19 protein-coding genes and 3 pseudogenes are annotated in these 21,793 nt (G+C 57.2%); 10 read left to right on the forward strand and 12 right to left on the reverse strand.

Annotated elements, in window-relative coordinates; genetic code table 11:
* Positions 1 to 42: 42 nt before the first annotated feature.
* Positions 43 to 519, reverse strand: coding sequence for a pyridoxamine 5'-phosphate oxidase family protein (locus ACQQZ8_RS15045; protein ID WP_431710612.1), 477 nt, complete (start codon positions 517 to 519; stop codon positions 43 to 45).
* 204 nt (positions 520 to 723) lie between these two features.
* Here ACQQZ8_RS15045 and ACQQZ8_RS15050 point away from each other — a divergent pair, with 204 nt between their 5' ends.
* From ACQQZ8_RS15050 to ACQQZ8_RS15060, 3 genes are all read left to right on the forward strand, one after another.
* Positions 724 to 2,076 (forward strand): MFS transporter, encoded by a 1,353-nt coding sequence (locus ACQQZ8_RS15050; protein WP_431710613.1) that lies wholly within the window; start codon positions 724 to 726, stop codon positions 2,074 to 2,076.
* A 41-nt stretch (positions 2,077 to 2,117) separates the two neighbouring features.
* Positions 2,118 to 2,534 (forward strand): DUF1801 domain-containing protein, encoded by a 417-nt coding sequence (locus ACQQZ8_RS15055; protein WP_431710614.1) that lies wholly within the window; start codon positions 2,118 to 2,120, stop codon positions 2,532 to 2,534.
* A gap of 115 nt (positions 2,535 to 2,649) precedes the next feature.
* Complete coding sequence (locus tag ACQQZ8_RS15060) at positions 2,650 to 3,324, forward strand: class I SAM-dependent methyltransferase (RefSeq protein WP_431710615.1); 675 nt, start codon at positions 2,650 to 2,652, stop codon at positions 3,322 to 3,324.
* Positions 3,325 to 3,380: 56 nt separating this feature from the next.
* On the opposite strand, the gene ACQQZ8_RS15065 is transcribed toward ACQQZ8_RS15060, so the two are convergent.
* Complete coding sequence (locus ACQQZ8_RS15065) at positions 3,381 to 3,698, reverse strand: hypothetical protein (protein WP_431710616.1); 318 nt, start codon at positions 3,696 to 3,698, stop codon at positions 3,381 to 3,383.
* Between the two features lie 38 nt (positions 3,699 to 3,736).
* Here ACQQZ8_RS15065 and ACQQZ8_RS15070 point away from each other — a divergent pair.
* Positions 3,737 to 3,919: pseudogene (locus tag ACQQZ8_RS15070) on the forward strand (integrase core domain-containing protein); the annotation flags it as partial.
* Positions 3,920 to 4,664: 745 nt separating this feature from the next.
* Here ACQQZ8_RS15070 and ACQQZ8_RS15075 read toward each other — a convergent pair.
* Positions 4,665 to 5,165, reverse strand: a complete 501-nt coding sequence (locus tag ACQQZ8_RS15075; RefSeq protein WP_431710617.1) for a hypothetical protein — start codon at positions 5,163 to 5,165, stop codon at positions 4,665 to 4,667.
* Positions 5,166 to 5,902: 737 nt separating this feature from the next.
* Positions 5,903 to 6,262, reverse strand: a complete 360-nt coding sequence (locus ACQQZ8_RS15080; protein WP_431710618.1) for a hypothetical protein — start codon at positions 6,260 to 6,262, stop codon at positions 5,903 to 5,905.
* A gap of 182 nt (positions 6,263 to 6,444) precedes the next feature.
* Here ACQQZ8_RS15080 and ACQQZ8_RS15085 point away from each other — a divergent pair, with 182 nt between their 5' ends.
* The 4 genes and pseudogenes from ACQQZ8_RS15085 to ACQQZ8_RS15100 form a co-directional block, all read left to right on the forward strand.
* The gene (locus ACQQZ8_RS15085) at positions 6,445 to 7,587 is read left to right on the forward strand and encodes an ABC transporter permease (protein ID WP_431710619.1); all 1,143 of its coding nucleotides are present in this window, start codon (positions 6,445 to 6,447) and stop codon (positions 7,585 to 7,587) included.
* Complete coding sequence (locus tag ACQQZ8_RS15090; protein WP_431710620.1) at positions 7,584 to 8,297, forward strand: ABC transporter ATP-binding protein; 714 nt, start codon at positions 7,584 to 7,586, stop codon at positions 8,295 to 8,297. Before ACQQZ8_RS15085 ends, ACQQZ8_RS15090 begins: the two co-directional genes overlap by 4 nt.
* A gap of 102 nt (positions 8,298 to 8,399) precedes the next feature.
* Positions 8,400 to 8,975: a TetR/AcrR family transcriptional regulator gene (locus ACQQZ8_RS15095; RefSeq protein ID WP_431710621.1), complete on the forward strand. Its 576-nt coding sequence runs from the start codon at positions 8,400 to 8,402 to the stop codon at positions 8,973 to 8,975.
* A 280-nt stretch (positions 8,976 to 9,255) separates the two neighbouring features.
* Positions 9,256 to 10,340: pseudogene (locus tag ACQQZ8_RS15100) on the forward strand (IS3 family transposase); the annotation flags it as partial.
* Positions 10,341 to 10,365: 25 nt separating this feature from the next.
* Here the strand turns inward: ACQQZ8_RS15100 and ACQQZ8_RS15105 are convergent.
* Together ACQQZ8_RS15105 and ACQQZ8_RS15110 are read right to left on the reverse strand one after the other, a co-directional pair.
* Positions 10,366 to 11,169 (reverse strand): transposase, encoded by an 804-nt coding sequence (locus ACQQZ8_RS15105; RefSeq protein WP_431710622.1) that lies wholly within the window; start codon positions 11,167 to 11,169, stop codon positions 10,366 to 10,368.
* A gap of 212 nt (positions 11,170 to 11,381) precedes the next feature.
* On the reverse strand, positions 11,382 to 11,798 hold the full coding sequence (locus ACQQZ8_RS15110) for a hypothetical protein (RefSeq protein WP_431710623.1): 417 nt from the start codon (positions 11,796 to 11,798) through the stop codon (positions 11,382 to 11,384).
* A 117-nt stretch (positions 11,799 to 11,915) separates the two neighbouring features.
* Between ACQQZ8_RS15110 and ACQQZ8_RS15115 the strand changes: the two are divergent.
* Positions 11,916 to 12,053 (forward strand): annotated as a pseudogene (locus ACQQZ8_RS15115) (IS3 family transposase); the annotation flags it as partial.
* Between the two features lie 282 nt (positions 12,054 to 12,335).
* On the opposite strand, the gene ACQQZ8_RS15120 reads toward ACQQZ8_RS15115, so the two are convergent.
* The 5 genes from ACQQZ8_RS15120 to ACQQZ8_RS15140 are packed head-to-tail and all read right to left on the reverse strand — an operon-like array spanning position 12,336 to position 18,731.
* Complete coding sequence (locus ACQQZ8_RS15120; protein ID WP_431710624.1) at positions 12,336 to 13,811, reverse strand: rhamnulokinase; 1,476 nt, start codon at positions 13,809 to 13,811, stop codon at positions 12,336 to 12,338.
* The gene (locus ACQQZ8_RS15125) at positions 13,808 to 15,856 is read right to left on the reverse strand and encodes a bifunctional aldolase/short-chain dehydrogenase (protein WP_431710625.1); all 2,049 of its coding nucleotides are present in this window, start codon (positions 15,854 to 15,856) and stop codon (positions 13,808 to 13,810) included. Before ACQQZ8_RS15125 ends, ACQQZ8_RS15120 begins: the two co-directional genes overlap by 4 nt.
* A gap of 8 nt (positions 15,857 to 15,864) precedes the next feature.
* Entirely contained in the window at positions 15,865 to 17,172 is a 1,308-nt protein-coding gene (locus tag ACQQZ8_RS15130; RefSeq protein ID WP_431710626.1) for an MFS transporter, read from the reverse strand.
* Position 17,173: 1 nt separating this feature from the next.
* Positions 17,174 to 18,346 (reverse strand): L-rhamnose isomerase, encoded by a 1,173-nt coding sequence (gene rhaI, locus ACQQZ8_RS15135; RefSeq protein ID WP_431710627.1) that lies wholly within the window; start codon positions 18,344 to 18,346, stop codon positions 17,174 to 17,176.
* 49 nt (positions 18,347 to 18,395) lie between these two features.
* Entirely contained in the window at positions 18,396 to 18,731 is a 336-nt protein-coding gene (locus ACQQZ8_RS15140; RefSeq protein ID WP_431710628.1) for an L-rhamnose mutarotase, read from the reverse strand.
* A 242-nt stretch (positions 18,732 to 18,973) separates the two neighbouring features.
* Between ACQQZ8_RS15140 and ACQQZ8_RS15145 the strand changes: the two genes are divergently transcribed.
* On the forward strand, positions 18,974 to 19,993 hold the full coding sequence (locus ACQQZ8_RS15145; RefSeq protein ID WP_431710629.1) for a LacI family DNA-binding transcriptional regulator: 1,020 nt from the start codon (positions 18,974 to 18,976) through the stop codon (positions 19,991 to 19,993).
* 55 nt (positions 19,994 to 20,048) lie between these two features.
* Here the strand turns inward: ACQQZ8_RS15145 and ACQQZ8_RS15150 are convergent, their stop codons facing one another.
* Entirely contained in the window at positions 20,049 to 21,761 is a 1,713-nt protein-coding gene (locus ACQQZ8_RS15150) for a plasmid pRiA4b ORF-3 family protein (protein ID WP_431710630.1), read from the reverse strand.
* Between the last annotated feature and the right edge of the window lie 32 nt (positions 21,762 to 21,793).

Raw genomic sequence — 21,793 nt, forward strand, 5'->3', positions numbered from 1 at the left:
ACCGATGGATCCTTCTCCGGTAGCCGGTCTGCGTTATCTCGGCTAAAGCTCAACCGTGTTCGAGGTTCCGGGCCGCTGAGGCTCGCCACCAATTTTCTCTTGCACCCAACTCATCACAAAACTGGCCACCCCGCCGGGGTTTTCCCAATATTCAGCGGAGTCGGCAGCCACATGAATTAGCACCGTATTCGGTGACTCTGGACCATCCGTGGCAAAAGCCTCCACTACCGGATTCCAGAGCTCTTTCTTCTTCGCTACCTCGCGAACGATCTGGGCCTGTCCGCTCAACGAAACCCAAGACTTTTTCTGCGCAAAGGAAACATTCACCTCAGAGTCGGTTTCAACTTCTCGCACCACATCCGAGCTTTGCGTGGAGAAAAACCAGAGATCCCCATCCTCGGTAACTTCGATGACCGTCAATGGTCTGCTCAGTAAGCTGCCATCCCCGTGGCTGGTGAGCATCCCCACCCGGGCATCCTGGATCAGCTGCACTACTTGTCGGACTTCTTCGTTAGCCATCCGTGGCCTCCTATAGAGTCTGTACTTTTTCGGCGATTCTCACGCTACGCAACCCAAAAACTCAACGGAAATGGTAGCTCCAAATACACAGCGCGCGTGCAGGTTCTCTCTGTGGCAATTTCTCATACACAATCCGATGACTTCAGCCCAAGCACCCAGTAGTCTTTTGCATACGCATTTTCGCAAGACAAGATCGGTAGAGCCATGAGCGGATCAGCCCCGATTCACGATGCGGCAGCAGCCGGCCGCAGCTCCTTCCTCAACATATTAATCAACACCGCGGTAGCTAACTTAACCACGAGCTACCTGTGGTTTGCCCTTACCTTCTGGGTCTACCTCGAAACCGAAAATGTGATGGCCACCGGCATCATAGGGGGCTCCTATATGTTGCTGATTGCGTTCTTCTCGATGGTGTTCGGAACCTTGATCGACCGCTACCGAAAGAAGCAAATATTCGTTTTCTCTTCCGTATCCACAACCCTCGCCTTCGGCGTGGCCGGATTGATTTTCCTTTGGCTTCCCACCGAAGACATCCTGAACATAGGAGGTCCACAATTCTGGCTCTTTAGCGGTGTGGTTCTCCTCGGTGCCGTGGTCGAGCAAATGCGTAGCATCGCCTTGTCCACCACGGTCACCCTGTTAGTTCCGGTAGAACGCCACGCGAACGCCAACGGTCTGGTTGGTACCGTACAAGGCATCGCTTTTATCGTCACATCCGTGTTTTCCGGGCTGTCTATCGGTTTGCTCGGCATGGGATGGACATTAGCCTTAGCGCTGATTCTGATTAGCGCGACCCTGCTGCACGTGCTGTTCATCAAGTTGCCCGAAGCCACCCCCGAACCGCTGCCAGGTGAGCAAAAGATTTTCGACCTCCGGAACAGCTACCTTGCAGTAATCGCCATCCCGGGTCTGATCGCCTTGATCTTTTTCTCAATGTTTAACAACTTCATCGGCGGGGTATATATGGCATTGATGGATCCCTACGGGCTAAGCATTATGTCGGTGGAAGCGTGGGGCATCACTTTTGGTTTAGCTTCGACAGGGTTTATTCTGGGCGGTGCGCTCATCGCTAAATTCGGTTTAGGAAGCAACCCGATCCGAACTTTGCTGATCTGCGTCGTCTTCATGGGTGCACTCGGTGCGCTCTTCACCATTCGCGAATGGGTCTGGCTCTACATTCTGGGTATCTGGCTCTATATGGCACTGATACCTGCCGTCGAAGCTGCCGAACAAACCGTAATCCAAAAGGTTGTCCCTTACCGCAGGCAAGGGCGTGTCTTTGGCTTCGCCCAAATGCTTGAAGCCTCAGCTGCGCCACTTACCGCTTTCATTATTGCGCCCATCGCTCAGTACGGAATCATCCCGTATCTGCGCAGCCCCGAAGGAGAAGCAAACTTTCGATGGTTACTCGGTCAGGGTGATGCCCGCGGGATCGCCTTGGTTTTCTTAGCCGGCGGGTTGACGATGGTGCTGGTCGCGCTGGTGGCTATGAGCACTAAACAATATCGCCGGCTCAGTACAACGTTCATGAGCACCCCACCAAATACGGTCAGCTAAGCCATCTTGCCACGGATCACCTCAGCGTTCAGAATAGCTCCATGAGCACCCAGAAAACCTTGCCCACCACGGCCAGCGTGGCCGATTTCATCGCCTCGGCCACCCCATTGAAACGGCGCACAGATGGTCAGCAACTTGAGCACATTTTCCGTGAGGCCACCGGCGAAAGCCCAGTAATGTGGGGAGCCTCGATCGTGGGGTATGGCCAGTACCGTTATGTCTCACCTGCGAATCCGCGAACACGCGGCATCTGGCCGAAGTCTGGGTTTTCTCCTCGCAAAACGCAACTGTCCTTGTACGGGTTGAAGGACAGCGGCCAAGCTACCGCTTTGCTACCTCGTTTGGGTCAATACACCGAAGGTGCCGGGTGCCTGTACGTCAAGAAACTCGAAGACATCGATCTTGATGTACTTCGCGAGCTGATCACCTTGGCAAACCAGCGTGCCGATCAATGGTGAGCTCACCCGAGCGTGTCCTGCCTCTAGTTATTGCGCGAACGGCAAAACGTGGGTGGTTTGACTCTCTGAGCGCTTAGGCTCGGAAGAGCGAGCGTATCTGATTGGGGAGGAAACCGTGGACTCATCCGCCGAAACACAATTGCAGGGCAAAGAATTTTGGGAAAACCATTACGGCCAGGCCGACCAAGTGTGGTCAGGCAAAGTGAATTCGACGTTGGAAACCATTCTGGAACCTTTGCCGGTCGGTCGCTCTTTAGACTTGGGATGCGGTGAGGGCGGCGATGTGCTCTGGCTCGCCTCGCGTGGCTGGCATGCCACCGGGGTGGATATTTCACAGACCGCCATTACGCGTGCCCGCAGCACAGCAACGCATTTGCCCGAGGGGTCAGGGGTTGCTGAGTTCCTCGTGGCCGATCTGGAATCTTGGGATGATCAGCGAGACTTCGATCTTGTCACGCTTAGTTTCTTCCATGCACCCTTCGAGTTCCAACGGGATCGAATTCTTCGTGGGGCTTTGAATCGCGTAGCTGTCGGCGGACACTTGGTTCTGCTCTCGCATGGTAGCCACCCCGCATCAGCCAAAGCACCCAAACATCAAACGGGGCATGAGCATGCGCAAGGCCACGGGCCTAACCTAGTCACGGTGGACGGGGAATTGAAATCCCTCGGAGTTCCGGTCACCGGCTTCGAAATTCTGCAAGCCTATACCCTGCAGCGCACGGTGACCGGTCCGGAGGGGCAGCCGACCACGATCGATGACGTGGTAGTGATGCTCCGCCGCACCGCGTAAATAGAGAACCCACCGAGGAATCCGGCAGCTCTCCTAGCGTCGCGACATCCATATACTCAGCGCGGACTGTCACCACGTGCTGCGGCATGGTCACTGACTTCAAGCAGTTTGCCCGGAAAGAATTCCTTCAAACCGCTCAAAAGTCGTGGAGCCCACCAGGCCCAATCGTGCCCACCGGATACTGGCTGAAAATGTATCCGCCCCAATGCCTCACGACTTTCCAGCATGCGCAACGTACGTTCGCACGCGTCAAAGATTGCAGTTTCATAGCGTCCTGCTTGCATCCTGAGCTGTACTCGCGGATCAATCTCACACAGTTCCTCAGTGAGATCGGTGTGCCACAGGGAAGGTGACTGGGCGAGCGCCTTGGCCATGAGATCGGGGTGGTGGATAACGGCGTGCAGGGCGGCCAGCCCACCAAAGGACGAGCCAGCTCTCAGGGGAAATCATGGACACCATGGTGGAGGCGAAGTATTTGGCTGATGAATGGAAGGACATTTACAATCAGGAACGTCCCCATGGTTCCTTGGATGGGTTGACGCCGTCCCGGTTTTGGGATGAATGGGTTTTAGAGAATCAGTTAGCTATCGCATAGCTGCTGGACTGCTCAAAAGGACCCAACCAAGACCCCTACGGGACGGTGTGACTGTTGCAGGTGCGAAAGAAAACGCTTGTAGGTTCGAATAAAGCGCGGGGCGCGCTTCAGCGATTACCATGATTCGGACTGTGCCATACTGGCGAAATGGACACGCCATGCATCCCCGTATCATCGATCATGGCGCGATGGAACTCCGCTGATCAAGCCGTGGACCTTGTCATCGACGGGACCGCGGTCATCGATATAGTCGATATTCAACGACAATGGGGGGGGGTTCTCCGTTTGCACGCCGTTTCTCGCGCGCAGCGGTACACCAATGGTTGACTTATTATCGCGGGGCGTGCGGCGATATGGATTGCGGCAATCTTGCGATCGATGTCGAGATGGCAGCCGACACAGTCACCTGGAGACGACCTCACTGGGCCGGAGATACCGATGAAAACGACGACGAGCCCGATGCTAACGATCCAGAATCACTCTTCCCTCAGCTATTGGTATTCAACCGTGTCCAGTACGATACCGCGCTAATAGACGCGGAAAGGTTCATCGCGCGATCCAGGTGGCGTCGGCAGGAACCCGAGGCCGCAATATGGCTTGATCGACTACGCAACCGGTTCATGAGACTGTGGAATAAATAGGTACGTGCGCGCTGGTGGTAGAGGTCTGCTAACGCGATCCCAGATAGGGTTCCGCTGGCGGTCATCCGATCTCAGTGGAGACGACTTTGGAAAACGACAATTGCTCAGCCGGAAATTGCATCAGCCTCTGCAACGGCAGCTAAAGCTGTATCTTCTACGCTCAGCATCACAGTGCTGTCCCGACGGTTAAAGAGGTGCGTAGTGATCGTCCGGCCGTTGGCCTCCCAAATGCAGGGTGGCGTCTCTTCGTTCTCCCACGGGTGTTCTGGTTTTCCAAAGAGTTCGGTGAGTTGGATACGTAGTTCGTTGAATCCGCTTTGAACTGCTGGTGCACCGGATTCTTGAGTGCTGTAGAGGTGGATTGTTACACCTAGGAACTCACGGTTATACGTGTCCCATGAACCAAGCACTTGTCCACCGACACATATATCCAGCTCATTCATCTGGTGGGGTGATTCTTCGTTCTCTAGCTCGTACCGGCCCCCTGATATGAATCCAAGACGCGCGAATAGATTTTCGCGTTCTTGATCAGACCGTGGCCAAGGCTCGTCGACCATTTTTTTGACTAGCTCCACCACGGTGCCAGGCGCGGGATTCAATTCCAACTAGAGGTCAGTCTCGGACATAGTGTGAGTTTACCTCGCAAGAATTGAGACATGGCCCTTAGAGGTTCCTCATTCGGGACACCAAAAACGGTCGTTTATGACACAGTCGCCCGATGGCTTGATCGGATAACGCCGACAGTTGAAAACTCAACAGACTTCCACGGCCATTTCGTCGCAAAACTCCGTGCCTCAAACTATGCGTCGAAACAATGACCAAGCTACGAGAATTAATACATTTTGGCCCATGGGAAACCTCCTCGGACATGCAGAGTCTCCACCCGCAGCTAAGTGCTCAAATCCGACAGGATGAACTCACTAAAAAGGGTGGCATCGGTCATATGAAATGGCTGTAATGACTGGGGATCAGACTCGAAAACCCCGCTCTAAAACAGCAACACCAGCTTCTCGGGAAGCGGGATCGAAACAAGCAACGAGCCATGACGGTTGCTAAGATCGATGAAAAGCTTGACGTGCACCCCAGTACGTCGACCAGGCACTAAGAGATACGCCCGCAGTCCACCTCAGCCATTACTTGAGCAGAATTTGCTACACGGCTTCCACCAACCAGTACACAATCAGCTCGGAACACCACTTCGCCATCAGGCAGTGTTCCGAGCTGATTCAGGATGATATTTTCGAGAGCTTTAAGAGCGACGCGTTAGAGCTCGTGACTTCCAAGGTCTTCACCTCGCATCTCCAACGAGCTAATTGTTGAATTCGCCTACAGCCCTACATGTTTACCAGAAAACGGCCAGGGCAACATTGACCAACGTGAGGCCCCCAACAGCATGCGCAAGGCCAACAGAAGCGGATCCTTCTCGCTTGGTCTTTCGGCGGCCAATCACAGCCGACACGATGATGGCCAGAAGAACCACCAGCTTCACTCCAATTTTCATATGGTTGATGCCTGAGCCGTCGTCGGCGGCGGTCATTTCCGCCAAGCCGACCAGCAATACACCCGTCGTTAGCTGGATCCACGCTCCAGCATGCTGCCAGAAACCGACCATGGGAGTCTTGAAATTCGCAAGCCACCCACCCAAGAGAGCTGCGGCACCGAAGATGTGAAGAAAGACAAGTAGAGAATGAAGAATATCCATACTACAAATCGTATAACATTTTCTCGACAGCCTGTCAGGACAGGTATCGGATCACATCAATGGGAGATCTGGCACAATCCACCGTTGGAGATTGCCTCAACCGATCTCATTATGACAGACTGTCAGCATGTTTCTGACACATGTCAGTAAATTTCTGATTCTATACTTAAGGTCTAACTAGCATGTTTCTCGCGCTAAGAGAGCTGTCCTTCGCCAGGGGGCGTTTCAGTCTCATGGGAGCGGTCATCGCGCTCATTGCAGTACTCACTGTCATTCTTTCCGGTCTTTCTTCAGGTCTCGTCAACGATGGCGTTTCGGGCTTGAAGTCCATGCCGGTTTCCGCGTTCGCTTTTGACGAGGGAACCAAAACGGACAATGCTTTCTCACGCTCTGTCGTTGAACAAGAGCAGGTGGATGCTTGGTCCGAACAGCCAGGGATTGAACAGGCCACCCCCATGGGAAGCTCCATGATGAACGCCATTACCGATGACGGAACCCAGGTGGACATTGCAGTATTTGGTGTTGCACCCGACTCGTTCCTCGCTCCGGATGTCTCTGATGGCAAGCAATTAGGAGACATCGACGGCATCGTCGTGTCCGAAACCATGCGTGAAGACGGAGTGGAAATCGGCACCGTCCTGACTTTGGACCGCGTAGATACCGAACTCACTGTCATCGGGTTCACCGAAGGCCAGGCGACCTTCGGGCACGTTGACGTTGCTTATGCACCATTGGGAACCTGGCAGTTGCTGGCCGCTGGGCAAGCACCTGCAGGCAAACCTACGCAGCAGGATCTCGACAGACTCGACTTTGATTACAGCAGCGTCGTTGCGCTGAAATACGCCGATGGAGCTTCCGTGGATCTGGTCGCCGGCGACGCCGCAGCCGACACCAGCAGCAAGACCCTGGCCGAGTCCTTCAATGCCTCTCCGGGATACGAGGCTGAAACCATGACGTTGAGCATGATCCAGGTCTTCCTCTACGCCATCTGCGCCCTGGTTGTCGGTGCGTTCTTCTCGGTGTGGACCATCCAGCGCAAACAGGAAATCGCGGTGCTGCGCGCCATTGGCGCTCCCGTGCGCTACCTACTGCGTGACGGAGTTACTCAGGCGGCCTTGTTGCTGGTGCTCTTCACTGCCATCGGAATCGGCGCAGGCCTCGGATTGGGTGCCGCAATGCCCGCTGGGATGCCTTTTGCCTTAGAAGGTGGGCCAATCGCCATCGCCGCCATGCTGACCATCATTCTGGGTCTGATCGGTGCCGTCATCTCCATTATCCGCATCGCCCGCATTGACCCACTGACCGCACTCGGAGGAAACCGATGAGCCAGCAAACCCAAGATATCCCTGCCAACAATATTTCGAACCAGGGCTCAGGCCTTGCTCTCACCGACGTCAATCTGGAGCTCGGGGATGGTGCGCAAAAGGTACGAGTCCTCGACCATGTCAACCTCCACGTAGAAGATGGTGAATTCGTAGCGATCGTCGGGCCTTCCGGATCAGGAAAGTCCTCCCTGCTCGCCGTCGCCGGAGCACTATCCCTACCCGATACCGGCTCCGTTCGTCTGCGTGGCCAAGAACTCACAACCCTCACTGCTAAGCAGCGAGCAAAGCACCGTCTGCAGGATGTCGGCTTTGTTTTCCAGTCCGGCAACCTCATTCCCTCACTGAATGCCGCAGACCAGTTACGCATGGTCAACTTGCTGGCCAAGGGGCCACGCAACTTCGACCCCATACCTCTGCTGGATGCCGTAGGCATGTCCCACCGGGCCAAGCACCGCCCGGGCCAGCTCTCCGGCGGTGAGCGACAGCGCGTGGGCATAGCCCGCGCCTTGGTTACCAAGCCAGCGGTGATGCTCCTGGACGAACCGACCGCAGCCTTGGACAGCGCACGCAGTCACGAAGTAGTTAGTCTCCTGGCTCAGCGCGCGCGCGACATGGGAGTCGCCACGGTCATGGTTACCCATGATCACGGAATGCTCGATCACTGCGATGCCATTTACAAAATGAATGACGGAAAATTGACCAGAGGCTAGATTTTTCTGCACCGAAGGCGGTGGGCGTGAAACGTGCCTACCGCCTTCAGAGTTTTCCGATAACCTGAGAGTCGAACCCGTATTGGAGTGAGAAAAGAAAATATGCCACGAATTAACGCTCCTACCGTCGCGGAGCATAGGGCACAACAAGAACGCGGCATCATGGAGGCCACCTTCGCACTCCTGCATGAGACCCAAGCTCCCCCCACCCTTGCAGAGGTCGCCAAGCGGGCTGGCATATCCCGAACCGCAATCTACCAGTACTACAAGTCGCCACAGGAACTCCTACGCGCCGCTGCCCGGGAAGTTTACCCCCGGTGGATTGCCCGCATCACCGAAGCGGTCAACAGCGCAGCAACCCCTCAGGATGCTGTACTCGCCTACGCCTATGCGTGTGTCGATCAAGTAGCCGAGGGCGGTCACGCTGTGGGCACCGCTCTGGCATCGTTCACCCCCGATGGACCACTGGATGACCAAGCCGAGCAAATGCACATTTCAGCGCAACTACCCTTGCTGGGCGCGCTCGAAGCATTGGAAGTCGAAGATCCGCCGGCAATCGCCAATCTGGTCATGTCGGTCATCCACGCCGCAGGGCAAATGGCCGATCAAGGCGCAGACCTCGATGCCGTGCACCGTCATCTCAATGTGATGCTCCGCCATATCGGAAACAAGTCCTAACAAACACTTTCCCCCTTAAACTACCCGCAAGCTTTCTCGGCAGACTGGGCAAAATTTAATGACTATCACGTATGCGACCTGCCGCTTGAAGGTGTAAATTTAAGTGACAGAGTGTCAGAAAAATATTCGGCTCAAGATCCGCCCAGAAAGGCTCACTTCATGTTTGTCATTACTAATCGAATCGATGTCACCAAAGACACTGCACAGGCCTTCGAAGCAGCCTTTACCGACATGAGCTGTCATGATGTTGTGAGACACGCGCTCGTAGGAGAATGAGTGCATGTCCAAACTTCAGAAGTTCACCCCGGAGTTCCGCGCCGAAGCAGTCGAACTAGTGATCTCCTCCCAGAAGAGCCTGGTCGAGGTCGCAGCCTCTCTGGGTATCAACGAAGGGACCCTGGGCAACTGGGTCCGCGCTTACCGCACCGAGCACCCCGAAGCGGAAACCGAGGAACGCGGACCAGTGGAATGGGCCCAGTACGAGAAGCTGCGTCAGGAACTGCTGGAGGTGAAACGGGAAAACGACTTTTTAAAAGATGTCAGCGCCTATTTCGCCTCGAACAGCAAGAAAGAAGCGCAATCTTCAACTTCATCAAAGCCCATACCGGCCAGTACCCGGTGAACTGGATGTGCCAGAAACTGCAGGTATCCAGGGCATCCTATTACAGGTGGCTGAACCCTTGCGAGGAGCTGAGCGAGGCCAAAGCACTGCGCATGCGCCGCACCGAACTGGTCCATACCGAGTTCGAAGCATCCAACCAGGTTGCTGGGGCCGGCCAACTGGTGGACCTGCTCCGCAACAACCAGAACATGCAGATCCCGAAGTCCACGGTGCTCTCGATCATGAAAGACCTGGGAATTTAGGCAGAGCGGATGAGCGCGTTCAAGACCACGACAGTGCGTGACCACCAGGCCCGGACGGCGCATATCAAGAACCACATGGTCGATAAGCTCGGCCGGCGCGACTTCCGCTCTTGCCGTCCTGGGGCGAAACTGGTTGGCGATATCACCTACCTGCGCACCGGCGAAGGCTGGTTGTATTTAGCGACGGTCATCGATTTGTATTCGCGTCAGATCGTGGGCTGGTCAATGGGCGAGAACATGCAAACTCAGCTGGTCATTGACGCGATGGAGCTTTCCGCGTCGCGGGGCTTTATCCAGCCTGGCAGCGTGTTCCACTCGGACCGGGGCACGCAGTACACCTCGGACGCGTTCCAGGCATGGTGCGCTGCCCACCGCGTGCGGCAGTCGATGGGGCGCACCGGGGTGTGCTGGGATAATTCCGTCGCCGAGTCAACCTTCTCGACGATCAAGAACGAAATGTATCATCACCGAGCGTTCACCAGCAGGGTGGCAGCGCGGACGAAAAATGTCAAGCTGTGTGGAGTCACTAAGCAGCCTGCAACGCAGCCCTTGTATCTTCTGAGGGCAGGTTAATCCCCACGATTCCCGCAGGCGCAGGCGTCACCGGACGCTGGTGAAAACGTGCTGGATGCTTCCGGTAATAATCTTCCAAAGCCTGCTGCCGCACCTGCCAAACCTGCTCCCATGACCCATCATGGACCTGTTCCGGAGAGAACAAAGCAATCCCAGAATGCTTATGCTGCCGGTTGTACCACGGCACGTACCCATCTAAATAGGCTCGCGCATCCTCAAGAGTGGAGAACACTTTGGGATAACCAGGACGATACTTCATCGTCCGGAACCCGGACTCCGAAAATGGGTTGTCATTCGATACGTAGGGCCTGTTATGGCTTAGCTCAACGCCCTTGGCCTCCAACGTGTCTTTCATGGCATTGGATTTCATTGCCGCCCCCGAGTCGGCGTGTACCACTTGCGGCACGCCATAGCCTGTGAAGGCATCCTGGAACATGTCCACGGCCAGGTGATCCGCTTCGCGTTCTTCCACTCGGTACCCGACGATCTGTCGGGAGAAAGTATCAATGATCGAATACGCCTTAAACACCTTGTTCTTGTATGGCGAATACAAGTCGGTAATATCCCACGACCAGACCTGTCCCGGACCTGTAGCTTTTAGGACAGGCTTCTGCCCACGTAGTTGACGGTTCTGTTTACGCGTGGGCACCTTCGGTCGGAGCATCTGCTCTTCAATCTCGGCAGCGATACGCCACCACGCGCGTCGTGAAGCGAGCATCAGGCCTTCATCCCAAGCTGTGGCGAAGGCATGGTCCACCGAGTTACCTTCCGTCCAGCCGGCAAGAATACGCTCTTGGATGCTGTCCCGGTCAGCGGGACTGATCCTGGTGGAGTAGGCACGGTCGGCCTGGTGGATAGGGTTCGTGGTCTTGGGGCGTGGGTTACTGCGGTAGTGCCAAGTCGAACGGGAAAGACCAGTGATCTTCAGGGCGTGGCGTTGAGAACCGGTAAAACTAGTTAGTGCGTGGATCAGCTCGTTTTCCGTGGCGATGAATTCTTGTGCTCGTTCGTCATCGATGCGGCGGGCTCTTGTTCGTTCAGCTTGTGCAAGAGCCCGTTAGCTTTTCCCAAGGCTTCGTTGGTCCCTTCGAGCTGCTGGACGCGTTCACGTAGCGCTTTCAGCTCGGCTTCGTATGCTGCTTGTTCTTTGGCGCGTGCTTGTTCGAAAGCTGATCGCTGGCTCGGGCTGGTACTCATGCTTCCATGATCTCGTGGAACAAAGTTGCGGTCGAGGTCTCCTTCGAAGACCATCTTGTTCCATCGGTAGAACGTGGCTCTGGCGAAGGGCTGCTGTTGCAGCCACGCGGTCCGGGTGCCGTGAGGCTGCAGGTTGTATTGGTGGACGTATTCTCTGATTTCTTCACGGGTGATACCGACAGTACTCATGGTGTTTCCTTCTGGTCAGTGGTGGGTCCCTTAGTGACTCACTTACAGCCTGACCGAGAGGGCTTGAGAATATTTAGAAAAGATCAAAGATCGTGTCTCAAGAACTTGACCAGCTCAGCTGCGAGGACTGCGGTAATGGAGTTCATTGAGGTTTGGTACAACCGGAAGCGTCCGCATACGAGCAATGGTGGCTTGACGCCTCAGATGGCGTTAGACGCGTATGAGTTGAAGCATTCTGAAGCTGAAGCGGCTTGAGGATAGTTAGTAAAAATCAGATATTGTGTCTCAAAAACTTGACCGGCTCAAACCGCACCTCGCCAACCGCATCCTATTAATCCGTCGTGCTCAAGGCACCTCCACCCGTTGTCTTACACGACCGCTAGCGGATCCCGTGACCGCAAAACCGCGGTGCTACCGGTTGCAGGAGATGCAGAAGATTAAGGAAATCCGCCGCCTTTCGGATTACGAAAGACGGCGGATCTCTTCATCACCGTACCATCAAGACGGTGACATCAGCGCTAGACGCCCACAAGGTGACTAGGCCACACTATTAACTTTTTCAGGCTGGTAATGCGTCAAGGAAATCGAGTTGCGCACCATCTCGCGCAGTTTTCCGGTTTCCCAAGAGGCAGTGTCAACCGCACGAAGCTGAACCAACACATTGCCCAACGCGGTACATTCCACCGGTCCGGCGATCACCGGCACTCCAGCACGGTCCGCGGTGCGCTGGCATAGCAACTGTCCCTGCGAGCCGCCGCCGACCATGTGGATGGAATCTGGCTCGAAGCCAGCAAAGCGCGCCGCGGCGAAGCTCTGTTGCGCAAAACTTTCAGCCAACGACTCGATGGCCACCCGGACTACCTCGGCTTTACTGGCTGGGGCGGTTCCGCCGGCAGCGACGACCGCCTCGCTAACTCGCACCGGAAGATCACCCGGCGACAAATAGCGTTCATCCTGCGGGTCGATCAGCACCTTCGGCTCCGGTAATTGCTCGGCCTCGGCTAACAGTTCAGCCAGGGACACTTCATTACCCGGCTCCTGGGCGTTCCAGTAATTGATCGACTCGCTGAGCAACCATGTCCCGGTGACATTCTTCAAGAACCGCACCGTGGAATCGATCCCCAGCTCGTTGGTGAAACCGGTGATCCGGGCCTCCTCGGTCAGCACCGGAGTGGACAGCTCCACCCCCACCAGACCCCAGGTACCACAGGACACGTAGGCACTACGTGATGAGCTCAATGGTGCTGCGGCCACCGCACTAGCGGTGTCATGCGAAGCCACCGCGATCACCTGTACTTCCGATGAGGCGCCAAGCTCCGCGGCCAGTTCGGCACGCAGGGTGCCCACTTGCTCGCCGGGCTGAATCAGTGGTGGAAGCTTGCCATCCAGTTGGAAGTACTCCACCAGTTCGGCATTCCAGGTCCCCGTGGTTTGATCCAACATGCCGGTGGTGGACACGTTCGTCCATTCGCTACGCGCCTGACCGGTCAACAACCAGTTGATGTAGTCCGGAACTAGCAGCAGCGTGTCGGACTGCGACAAACGACTGTCGGCCAGCTCCGCTTGTAGCTGGTAGATGGTGTTGAAAGGCAGGTATTGCAAGCCATGGCGGGTATAGAGCTCTTCCCGACCGAACTTCTCCTCCAGTGCCGCAACCGCACGCTCATTGCGTGGATCGCGGTAATGCCGCACCTGACCCAATCGCTGATCGTTCTGCAACAGCGCATAGTCTACCGCCCACGAATCCACCCCAATGGAGGCGATCTGTGGGCACTGCGCGAAGGCCAACCGCAGTCCGTGACGAATCTCTGTCCACAACTGATCCAGATCCCAGGCTAATGCCTCGGAACTGGCGGATGCCTCAAATGTCTGCAGCGGGTGGGCGCCATTGGCGAAACGGTGCACCAAGCGCAATTCGAGTTTGCCTTGGGCCATTTCACCAATCATGACGCGCCCGCTGGTGGCGCCCAAGTCGATTGCTGCGACCGGGGCGCCGGAACCTGCCTTGCTCATCGCAGGAACGCCGCCGCAACGCCGGAGTCAACCGGGATGTGAAGGCCCGTGGTGCGGGTCAGCTCTGGACCGGTCAACACGTACACCGCGTCGGCCACGTTCTCTGGAACCACTTCACGCTTGAGGATGGTGCGGTTCGCATAGAACTGGCCGAGATCCTCTTCATCCACACCGTAGGTGGCGGCACGCTGTGCGCCCCAACCACCGGCGAAGATACCCGAACCGCGCACCACGCCGTCAGGGTTGATACCGTTCACGCGCACCCCGTGCTCGCCCAGTTCCACAGCCAGCAAGCGCACTTGGTGCGCCTGGTCGGCCTTGGTAGCCGAGTAAGCGATGTTGTTCGGACCAGCGAAGACCGAGTTCTTGGAAGAGATGTAGATGATATCTCCGCCCATCTGCTGCTCGATCAGCGCCTTAGCGGCGGCCTTGGAGACCAGGAAGGAGCCCTTAGCCATCACGTCATGCTGCAGGTTCCAGTCCGCTTCGGTGGTTTCCAGCAATGGCTTGGACAGCGAGAGGCCGGCGTTGTTCACCACGAGGTCCAGACCGCCGAAGGCCAGCACGGCCTCGTCGATGGCGGACTGTACCGCGTCGGCATCGGCCACATTGGCGGCCACTCCGATAGCCACATCGGCATTACCCAGTTCGGCGGCGGCAGCCTGTGCCTTAGCTAGGTCCAGGTCGGCCACGACCACGCAGGCGCCTTCGGCGGCCAGACGGGTGGCGATCGCCTTACCAATACCGGAGGCGGCACCGGTCACCAGTGCGATGCGTCCGGCATGGCTCTTTGGCTTTGGCATGCGCTGCAGCTTGGCTTCTTCCAACGCCCAGTACTCGATACGGAACTTCTCCGCGTCAGAAATTGGGGTGTAGGTCGATAGGCCTTCGGCACCGCGCATCACGTTGATAGCGTTCAGGTAGAACTCACCGGCCACCCGGGCGGTCTGCTTGTTCGCACCGTAGGAGAACATGCCAACGCCCGGAATCAGGACGATCAATGGGTCCGCACCACGGATGGCTGGGGAGTTCTCATCCTTGTGCGCATCGTAGTAGGCCTGGTAGTCCGCCCGGTAGGCGACGTGCAGTTCCTTCAGGCGAGCTATCTGCTCTTCCGCGGTTGCGGTAGTTGGCAGGTCCAACACCATTGGCTTGACCTTGGTGCGCAGGAAGTGATCCGGGCAGCTGGTACCCAACTCAGCCAGCTGGCCAAGCTTCTCGCGCGAGAGGAAGTCCAGCACCCGCTCATCATCAATGAAGTGACCGACCATTGGCTTATCGTGCGAAGCCAGGCCACGAATGGTTGGAGCCAGTGCCGCGGCACGAGCCCGGCGCTCGGTCTGGCTCAAGGCCTCGAAACCGGCCACAACGGCACCGAAAGGCTCGGCGACCGAGTGCTCTTCAATGTACTTCGCGGCGGTGTCGATGATCCACAGCGAGTTCTTTTCCGATTCCTCCGAGGTTTCGCCCCAAGCGGTGATGCCGTGACCACCGAGGATGCAGCCCACGGCTTGTGGGTTAGCTTCCTTGATGGCGGAGATGTCTAGACCCAGCTGGAAGCCGGGACGGCGCCAAGGAACCCATACCACCTTGTCACCGAAGATTTTGCCGGTCAGTTCCTCGCCGTCCTTCGCGGTGGCGATGGCGATACCGGAATCTGGGTGCAGGTGATCAACGTGTGGAGCATTCACCAAGCCGTGCATGGCGGTGTCAATGGACGGGGCAGCCCCACCCTTGCCGTGCAGGCAGTAGTCGAAAGCGGCAACCATTTCGTCTTCGCGTTCGATGCCCGGGTAGACGTTGACTAGCGAACGCATGCGGTCCAGGCGCAGGGTGGACAGGCCCTTTTCGGTCAGCGTGCCTAAGTCTCCGCCGGATCCCTTGACCCAGAGCAATTCGATTTGCTCACCGGTCACCGGATCGGTGCTCAGTCCCTTAGCCGAGGTGTTGCCGCCGGCGAAGTTGGTGTTCTTCTTGTCGGAGCCCAAGCGATTGGATCGTTCGATGAGTTCCTGGGCAACGGTTTTGCTGATGGTTTCAGACATGTTCTTCCCTATGCGTTTTCTTTGGTTCCGTAGCGTTCAGCTTCAATTTCTTCCAGGCTCTTACCGCGAGTCTCCGGGGCCCAGATGGTGCCGATCAGAAGGGCCGCAACGAGCAGACCCAGGATGATCAGACCCAGCTTGGTCAGCCCGATGGAGCTGAGCAGGACTGGGAAGACCAGCGAGAGCAAGCCGACCATCACACGGGCGAGCATAAACAGCATGCCCTGCGCGCTGGCACGGTACTTGGTTGCAAACAGCTCGGCGGTCCACAGACCGTAGAAGGCCTGCGCACCCAGACCTGCGGAGATGCCCCAGCAGATGGCGAAGGTGAACAGCGAGAACATCCCTGGAGGGGCGAAGATCAGCACAACCCAGGCCACGACACCGAGCAGTGCGCCACCGAAGTAGAGCCAGCGACGCGAAACGCGATCACCGTAGCGCATGAAGCCGAAGTAGGTTGCAGCAGCGGTTAGGGTCCAGACCAGCACCTGCAGCAAGTTCTGCTGGGTAGCACTTTCCAGACCTGCAGCTTCGTAGACGCGCGGCTGGAAGATTCCGGACTGACCGGCCACGGTGTTCCACAGGCCGTAAACGCCCAGCAGGAAGGCTAGGGCGCCCCAATTCTTCCGCTCGGAGAGCAGACCGGCTACACCGGAGAAGAAGGACACCTTGGCACCGGTACGGATTTCCTCGGCGCGCTGTTCCTTCCACTTGGTGGATTCTGGCAGACCCCGGCGCACCCACCAGGTAATCGCAGCGATGACGAAGAGGTGGAAGAAGATAATGCGGCTACCGGTCACGCCCAGTGGGCCCACCAAAATAGCCAACGCGAAACCGATGGCTGGACCAATGGACCAGGCCAGCTGCGCGGTGCCCACGTGGGCGGCACGCTGCTCACTTGGCGCCTCTTCGGCAATGTAAGTCCACGAGGCCGGAACACCAGCACCCACGGCAATACCCATCAGGATGACACCGATCAGCAGCAAGGCAAGGTTGGTGCAGAAGGTGATCATCAGGGCACCGACCATAAAGACAATCAGGTCATAGGTGTAGATGAACTTACGGCCCAGACGGTCACACAGTGGACCACCGATCATCGCACCGATCGCGGCACCGAAGGCGTTGGCCGACAGTGCGGCGATGATGCCCACCATGCCATCGTCAAAGCCAAAGGCACCCTGCCACAGGCTCAAGCTGGTAGCCAGCGCGATAATCGCACCGGCTTCGATGTAGTTACTCATCGCCACCGCGATAGTGGCCTTCCACGCGCTCATTGGGCGGCGGGTTTTGGCAGGCTTCATAGCATTCACACTCATTCTAGGCACCCCAACCAGCCTGTACGCCACCCACGCGCTCGGCGGCGATCTTTTCGGCGTAGCCGGACTCACGGTAAGCAGCCATTGGGTCCGCTGGCAGCGAGCGAGTCTCGCGCCAAGCGGCCAGCTCTTCGCGCACATCGGTGTAGAAGGCGTTCATGAACACTTCCTGCGCACCGAGTACGTCGCCGGACTGCTGAGCCACGCGCAGCGCCTCGCGGTCCACCAGCAAGGCCCGAGCGGTCATTTCCTGAACGTTCAACACGCTGCGGATCTGACCAAGCACCTTGTCTTCCACGTTGTGGCACTGGTCGAGCATGAATGCGATCGGGGTGTCCGCGTCCAGACCGCCACCGCGCAGCACCTCGAACATGATGCGGAAGAGCTGGAACGGATCGGCCGAACCGACGATCAGGTCATCATCGGCGTAGAAGCGCGAGTTGAAGTCGAAAGATCCAAGCTTGCCTAGACGCTGCAGCTGCATCACGATGAATTCGATGTTGGTTCCCGGAGCGTGGTGCCCAGTGTCCAGGCAGACCATCGCGCGCTCGCCCAGAGCAGCAACCTGCGCATAAGCGGTGCCCCAGTCCGGCACATCGGTGTGGTAGAAAGCAGGTTCGAAGAACTTATATTCCAGTACCATGCGCTGGTCCCCCGAGAGGCGAGCGTAAATCTGCTCTAGCGACTCGGCCAGTCGGTCCTGTCGACCGCGCATATCGGCCTGTCCCGGGTAGTTCGAGCCATCAGCCAGCCAGATCTTCAGATCCTGGCTCCCGGTGGCGTCCATGACCTCGATGCACTCGAAGTGGTGTTCCACAGCCTGGCGGCGGATGGCTGGATCCTCGTGGGTCAGTGATCCGAACTTGTATTCATCGGCCTGGAAGGTGTTGGAGTTGATGGTGCCCAGCTCGACGCCCAGATCGTTCGCGTACTGGCGCAGCTTGGTGTAGTCCTCAACCTTATCCCAGGGGTAGTGCAGGGCAACCTTGGGAGCTAGACCGGTTAGCTTGTGCACCTGAGCGGCGTCGGCGATTTTTTCCCACGGGTCGCGTGGGGTGCCGGGGGTACCGAATACCTTGAAACGGGTACCGGAGTTGCCGTAAGCCCAGGAAGGGACTTCGATGGCCTGACGTTCTAAGACGGTTAGGATCTCTGGGGTCAGTTTGGCGCCCATGATCACTCCAATCAGTTGGGGTTGCAGTGCAGGAGAGGATCGCTACCGACTAATGCCGGGCGAGCTGGTCTTCGAGGTTGAATACTTCCTTCAGACGCAGTGCCGACTGATCGGCGCGTCCTTCAAGGGAGATGAAATATTCGGACATTTCCGCTTCCCAGCGGGCGGTACGTGGATCGTTATCCAGTGCCTGCTGCGCGGCAGCATCGTCATCGGTTTCGTAGTAGCCGATGAGTAGCCCGTCCGCGCGCATAAATAGCGAGTAATTACGGCGTCCGGCATCGGCGATCGCCTGAAGCATTTCGGGCCAGACGGCCGCGTGGCGTTCTTGGTACTCGGCGATGCGCTCGGGTTTGACTTGTAGCTGGAAACAGACTCTGGTCATAACGGGTTCCCTCCTTCTTCTTTGAAGTGCGTTTGGTGTAACTGAACGCTGAAAATGAATCGTTTCAATTAATAAGCTCCCCTGAGCATAAACCACCCTTTACAGAATTGACAAGCATCACAGATCAGGCAGATACGTGAACTGTTGAATCCTTTCAATTTTTGTTCTGGTTAATGCCTGCGCCCGCAAGATATACTCACAAGAGCTACACAGCAAAAAGAGTGTTGACCGGCGGGAGGGCCATGGCGATCAGCGTGCGCGACGTGGCCCGGGAGGCCGGGGTCTCGGTAGGCACCGTCTCGAATGTGCTCAACCGCCCACAGTTGGTGGCTCCCGCTACCGTTGCCAAGGTCAGTGAAGTCATTGAACGCCTCGGGTTCGTGCGCAATGATGCGGCACGGCAACTTCGCGCCGGACGCAGCCACAGCGTGGGGCTGGTGGTGTTAGATGCCCGCAACCCTTTCTTTATGGATGTCACGCACGGGGCACAGGAGCGCGCCCTGAAAAACGGATACAGCGTGTTGATGGGTGCCAGCGAAGATGCCAAGAGCACCGAAACCCAGCTACTGGAACTTTTTGATGAGCAGCGTGTGGCCGGAGTGCTGATCACCCCGGTGGACACCGACCTCAGTAGGTTAAGAAAAATCCAAGAATCCGGCACCCCGGTAGTTCTGGTGGACCGCAGCTCCGAGGACCGCTCCTTCTCCTCGGTCTCCGTGGATGACGTGGAAGGTGGCCGACTGGCCGCGCAGCATCTGGTGGAGATTGGCCGACGCCGCATCGCATTCGTTGGCGGACCCTTGGAAACCGAACAGGTTGCCCACCGCCTCAGCGGCGCACAAGCAATAATCGCGGCAACTTCCGATGCGGTATTGGAGGTCTACGAAACCAAAGCACTGAGTGTTCTAGAGGGCCGTCGGATCGGGACGAAGCTGGCGCTACTTCCGCCCGGCGAGCGCCCGGACGCTATCTTTGCCGCGAATGACTTGCTGGCCTTGGGAGTGTTGCAGGCCTTGGTGATGAACGGCGCCCTCAGCGTCCCGGAGGATGTAGCGCTGGTGGGCTATGACGATATTGCCTTTACCGAATCCGCGGTCGTTCCGATTACCTCGATTCGGCAGCCCGCCGAGGAGATTGGCCGCACCGCCATTGACCTGCTCTTACGTCAGGCCCAAGCCGGCCAGAACGCGCAACGCGAACAATTCGTATTTGCACCCAAGCTTGTAGTGCGAGCCTCAAGCGCTCAAACCGCGCAACGCTAAGTATGCGTCGGCTACCTAGTAGGGTAACCGACGCATCCGAGGTATCAGTCTTCGATTAGCGGGAGAGATACCCCTGGATCAGCTCGTTGACGTGCTCAATGTCGAAGTAGGCCGGGTCAAACTCCTCGCCGTCCTCCAACAAGAGCCACTCACGGTACTGTTGGTGATCCTCGTGGTTCGGGTCGGCCATCGCTTCGTGGATATGCTCCCAGCCGCCCAGGCCGCCGGAGTCTTCGACCGGAGCCATCCGCCGACCGCCGGTACACCGTGGAGTCCGGTCCTCGGGGTTCTCCAGCAGCTTCTCCACAGCAATACTCAGCGCCCACCCATCACCGAAGTCGTACATGTAGCTGATCTTGTCCTTTTCAGCCCGAAGCAGCCGCCCAATGGTGATGGCCTCCTCGTCCAGCGACGTACTGTACTCGTCAAAAGGGTCAGGAACCGTAGGTAGCCCCTGAGCCTGCACGTCACTGAGCTGGAACTCGTGCAGGTGATAGTCGGCCCATTCGAAGGCTCCTTGGATGACTTGGTGCAAGGCACGGAGGCTTAATTCGGCGGGCACCTGAACGCGCCGCCAAATCGGTGGTTTAGCGCCTTTCAGGTTGAGCTTCAGCTGCAGCATCGGCCCGGAGGTAGGCACCTGGAAGTCCGGCTCCGCTTCCTCAAGCTCATCCCCTTCTAGCCCGCTATCGAACTGGCTGAGCAATGCCCCAACGGCCAACGGCACCTCATAGTGAGTTCCCTTGGTCACCAGTCCTAGCTGTGCCAGCTCGGTGAGCTGGGCGTGCATCTGCTGCCAGTAATCTTCGGGGATCTTTTCCTCCCGTGGTAGATCCACGGGCACCGGGGTCTGATCCGCGGCCATCTCCAAAGTTTGCCGTACCAGGTATGAAACCTGTTGGTCAGTCACCGAGTCGGTTTCAGATTCAGCCAGAGTTTCCTCGAGGAAGGCGTGCACGAAGGCGAACAGCGAGCCGAAAGCCACTGAGGGGTCCTCGGAGAGGAAATCTTGTGCGGCGGCACTGGGCCGGACCTGGTGTTCTTCGATCTCAATGGCTTCGGCCAAGGCGAGCGCCAAGTAAAGGCGCATTAACAGATCATCCCCGGAACTGACCTGTGCCTCCAAGCTGTTTTCGAAGAGGCTGATCGCTTCCTTAGCCTCGGCGGCGGCAAGCTCACCACCGGCTTCGATGGCACGCCCCGGCCCAATCCAGCGCAAGAGTTCGCGGCCCAGCTGCACAACCTTCATCTGGTTAAGGTCACCCACCACCTGAGTTTCCAAGCTGGAGAGCTGGGCAGGCATATCGGGATCAATTTCTTGGCCGTCGAGCACCTGACCCACCAGTTCCCCTAGACGATACAGATCTTCCTCGCGACCAGTCCACACATCCGATTCGTTCAGGAAGTTCACGTAGCTATTCACCGCGTCTTTGACCATATTCAGCGACTCATCGTCGGCTGAAGTTTCGTCTTCCGCTTGAGAAAAGACGATTGCGTCGAATATCTCGGCGAAGGCCTGCGGATCAAAGTTGGTCAGGGACTGCGCGCCATACTCTTCAGCGGTAACCACAAAAATCTGACCAAGAATCATCAGATACGGCATCGCCAGGCCATCATCGTTGTAGGTTTTCTCGTACCAACGCAAATAGTGCGGGGTGATCTGATCCAAGGAACGTTGCACGGAAGCCTCAAGCGCGGATGTACCGTGCTGTGTAGCTTGTCGACCTGGATGACCCTGCCGTTGGTTCTTTTTCTTCTTCTGTGCCACGTCTTTAGCCTCAACTAACTGGTGAAATTGAC

The organism is Glutamicibacter uratoxydans (assembly GCF_050753455.1).
Classification (GTDB): Bacteria; Actinomycetota; Actinomycetes; order Actinomycetales; family Micrococcaceae; genus Glutamicibacter; species Glutamicibacter uratoxydans_A.

Coding starts and splice junctions, on each gene's coding strand:
- ACQQZ8_RS15125 (WP_431710625.1), bottom strand. CDS start 15,856: ATGTCTGAAACCATCAGCAAAACCGTTGCCCAGGAACTCATCGAACGA.
- ACQQZ8_RS15045 (WP_431710612.1), bottom strand. CDS start 519: ATGGCTAACGAAGAAGTCCGACAAGTAGTGCAGCTGATCCAGGATGCC.
- rhaI (WP_431710627.1), bottom strand. CDS start 18,346: ATGGGCGCCAAACTGACCCCAGAGATCCTAACCGTCTTAGAACGTCAG.
- ACQQZ8_RS15120 (WP_431710624.1), bottom strand. CDS start 13,811: ATGAGCAAGGCAGGTTCCGGCGCCCCGGTCGCAGCAATCGACTTGGGC.
- ACQQZ8_RS15050 (WP_431710613.1), top strand. CDS start 724: ATGAGCGGATCAGCCCCGATTCACGATGCGGCAGCAGCCGGCCGCAGC.
- ACQQZ8_RS15110 (WP_431710623.1), bottom strand. CDS start 11,798: ATGAGTACTGTCGGTATCACCCGTGAAGAAATCAGAGAATACGTCCAC.
- ACQQZ8_RS15130 (WP_431710626.1), bottom strand. CDS start 17,172: ATGAGTGTGAATGCTATGAAGCCTGCCAAAACCCGCCGCCCAATGAGC.
- ACQQZ8_RS15140 (WP_431710628.1), bottom strand. CDS start 18,731: ATGACCAGAGTCTGTTTCCAGCTACAAGTCAAACCCGAGCGCATCGCC.
- ACQQZ8_RS15145 (WP_431710629.1), top strand. CDS start 18,974: ATGGCGATCAGCGTGCGCGACGTGGCCCGGGAGGCCGGGGTCTCGGTA.
- ACQQZ8_RS15090 (WP_431710620.1), top strand. CDS start 7,584: ATGAGCCAGCAAACCCAAGATATCCCTGCCAACAATATTTCGAACCAG.
- ACQQZ8_RS15095 (WP_431710621.1), top strand. CDS start 8,400: ATGCCACGAATTAACGCTCCTACCGTCGCGGAGCATAGGGCACAACAA.
- ACQQZ8_RS15080 (WP_431710618.1), bottom strand. CDS start 6,262: ATGGATATTCTTCATTCTCTACTTGTCTTTCTTCACATCTTCGGTGCC.
- ACQQZ8_RS15085 (WP_431710619.1), top strand. CDS start 6,445: ATGTTTCTCGCGCTAAGAGAGCTGTCCTTCGCCAGGGGGCGTTTCAGT.
- ACQQZ8_RS15065 (WP_431710616.1), bottom strand. CDS start 3,698: ATGGCCAAGGCGCTCGCCCAGTCACCTTCCCTGTGGCACACCGATCTC.
- ACQQZ8_RS15055 (WP_431710614.1), top strand. CDS start 2,118: ATGAGCACCCAGAAAACCTTGCCCACCACGGCCAGCGTGGCCGATTTC.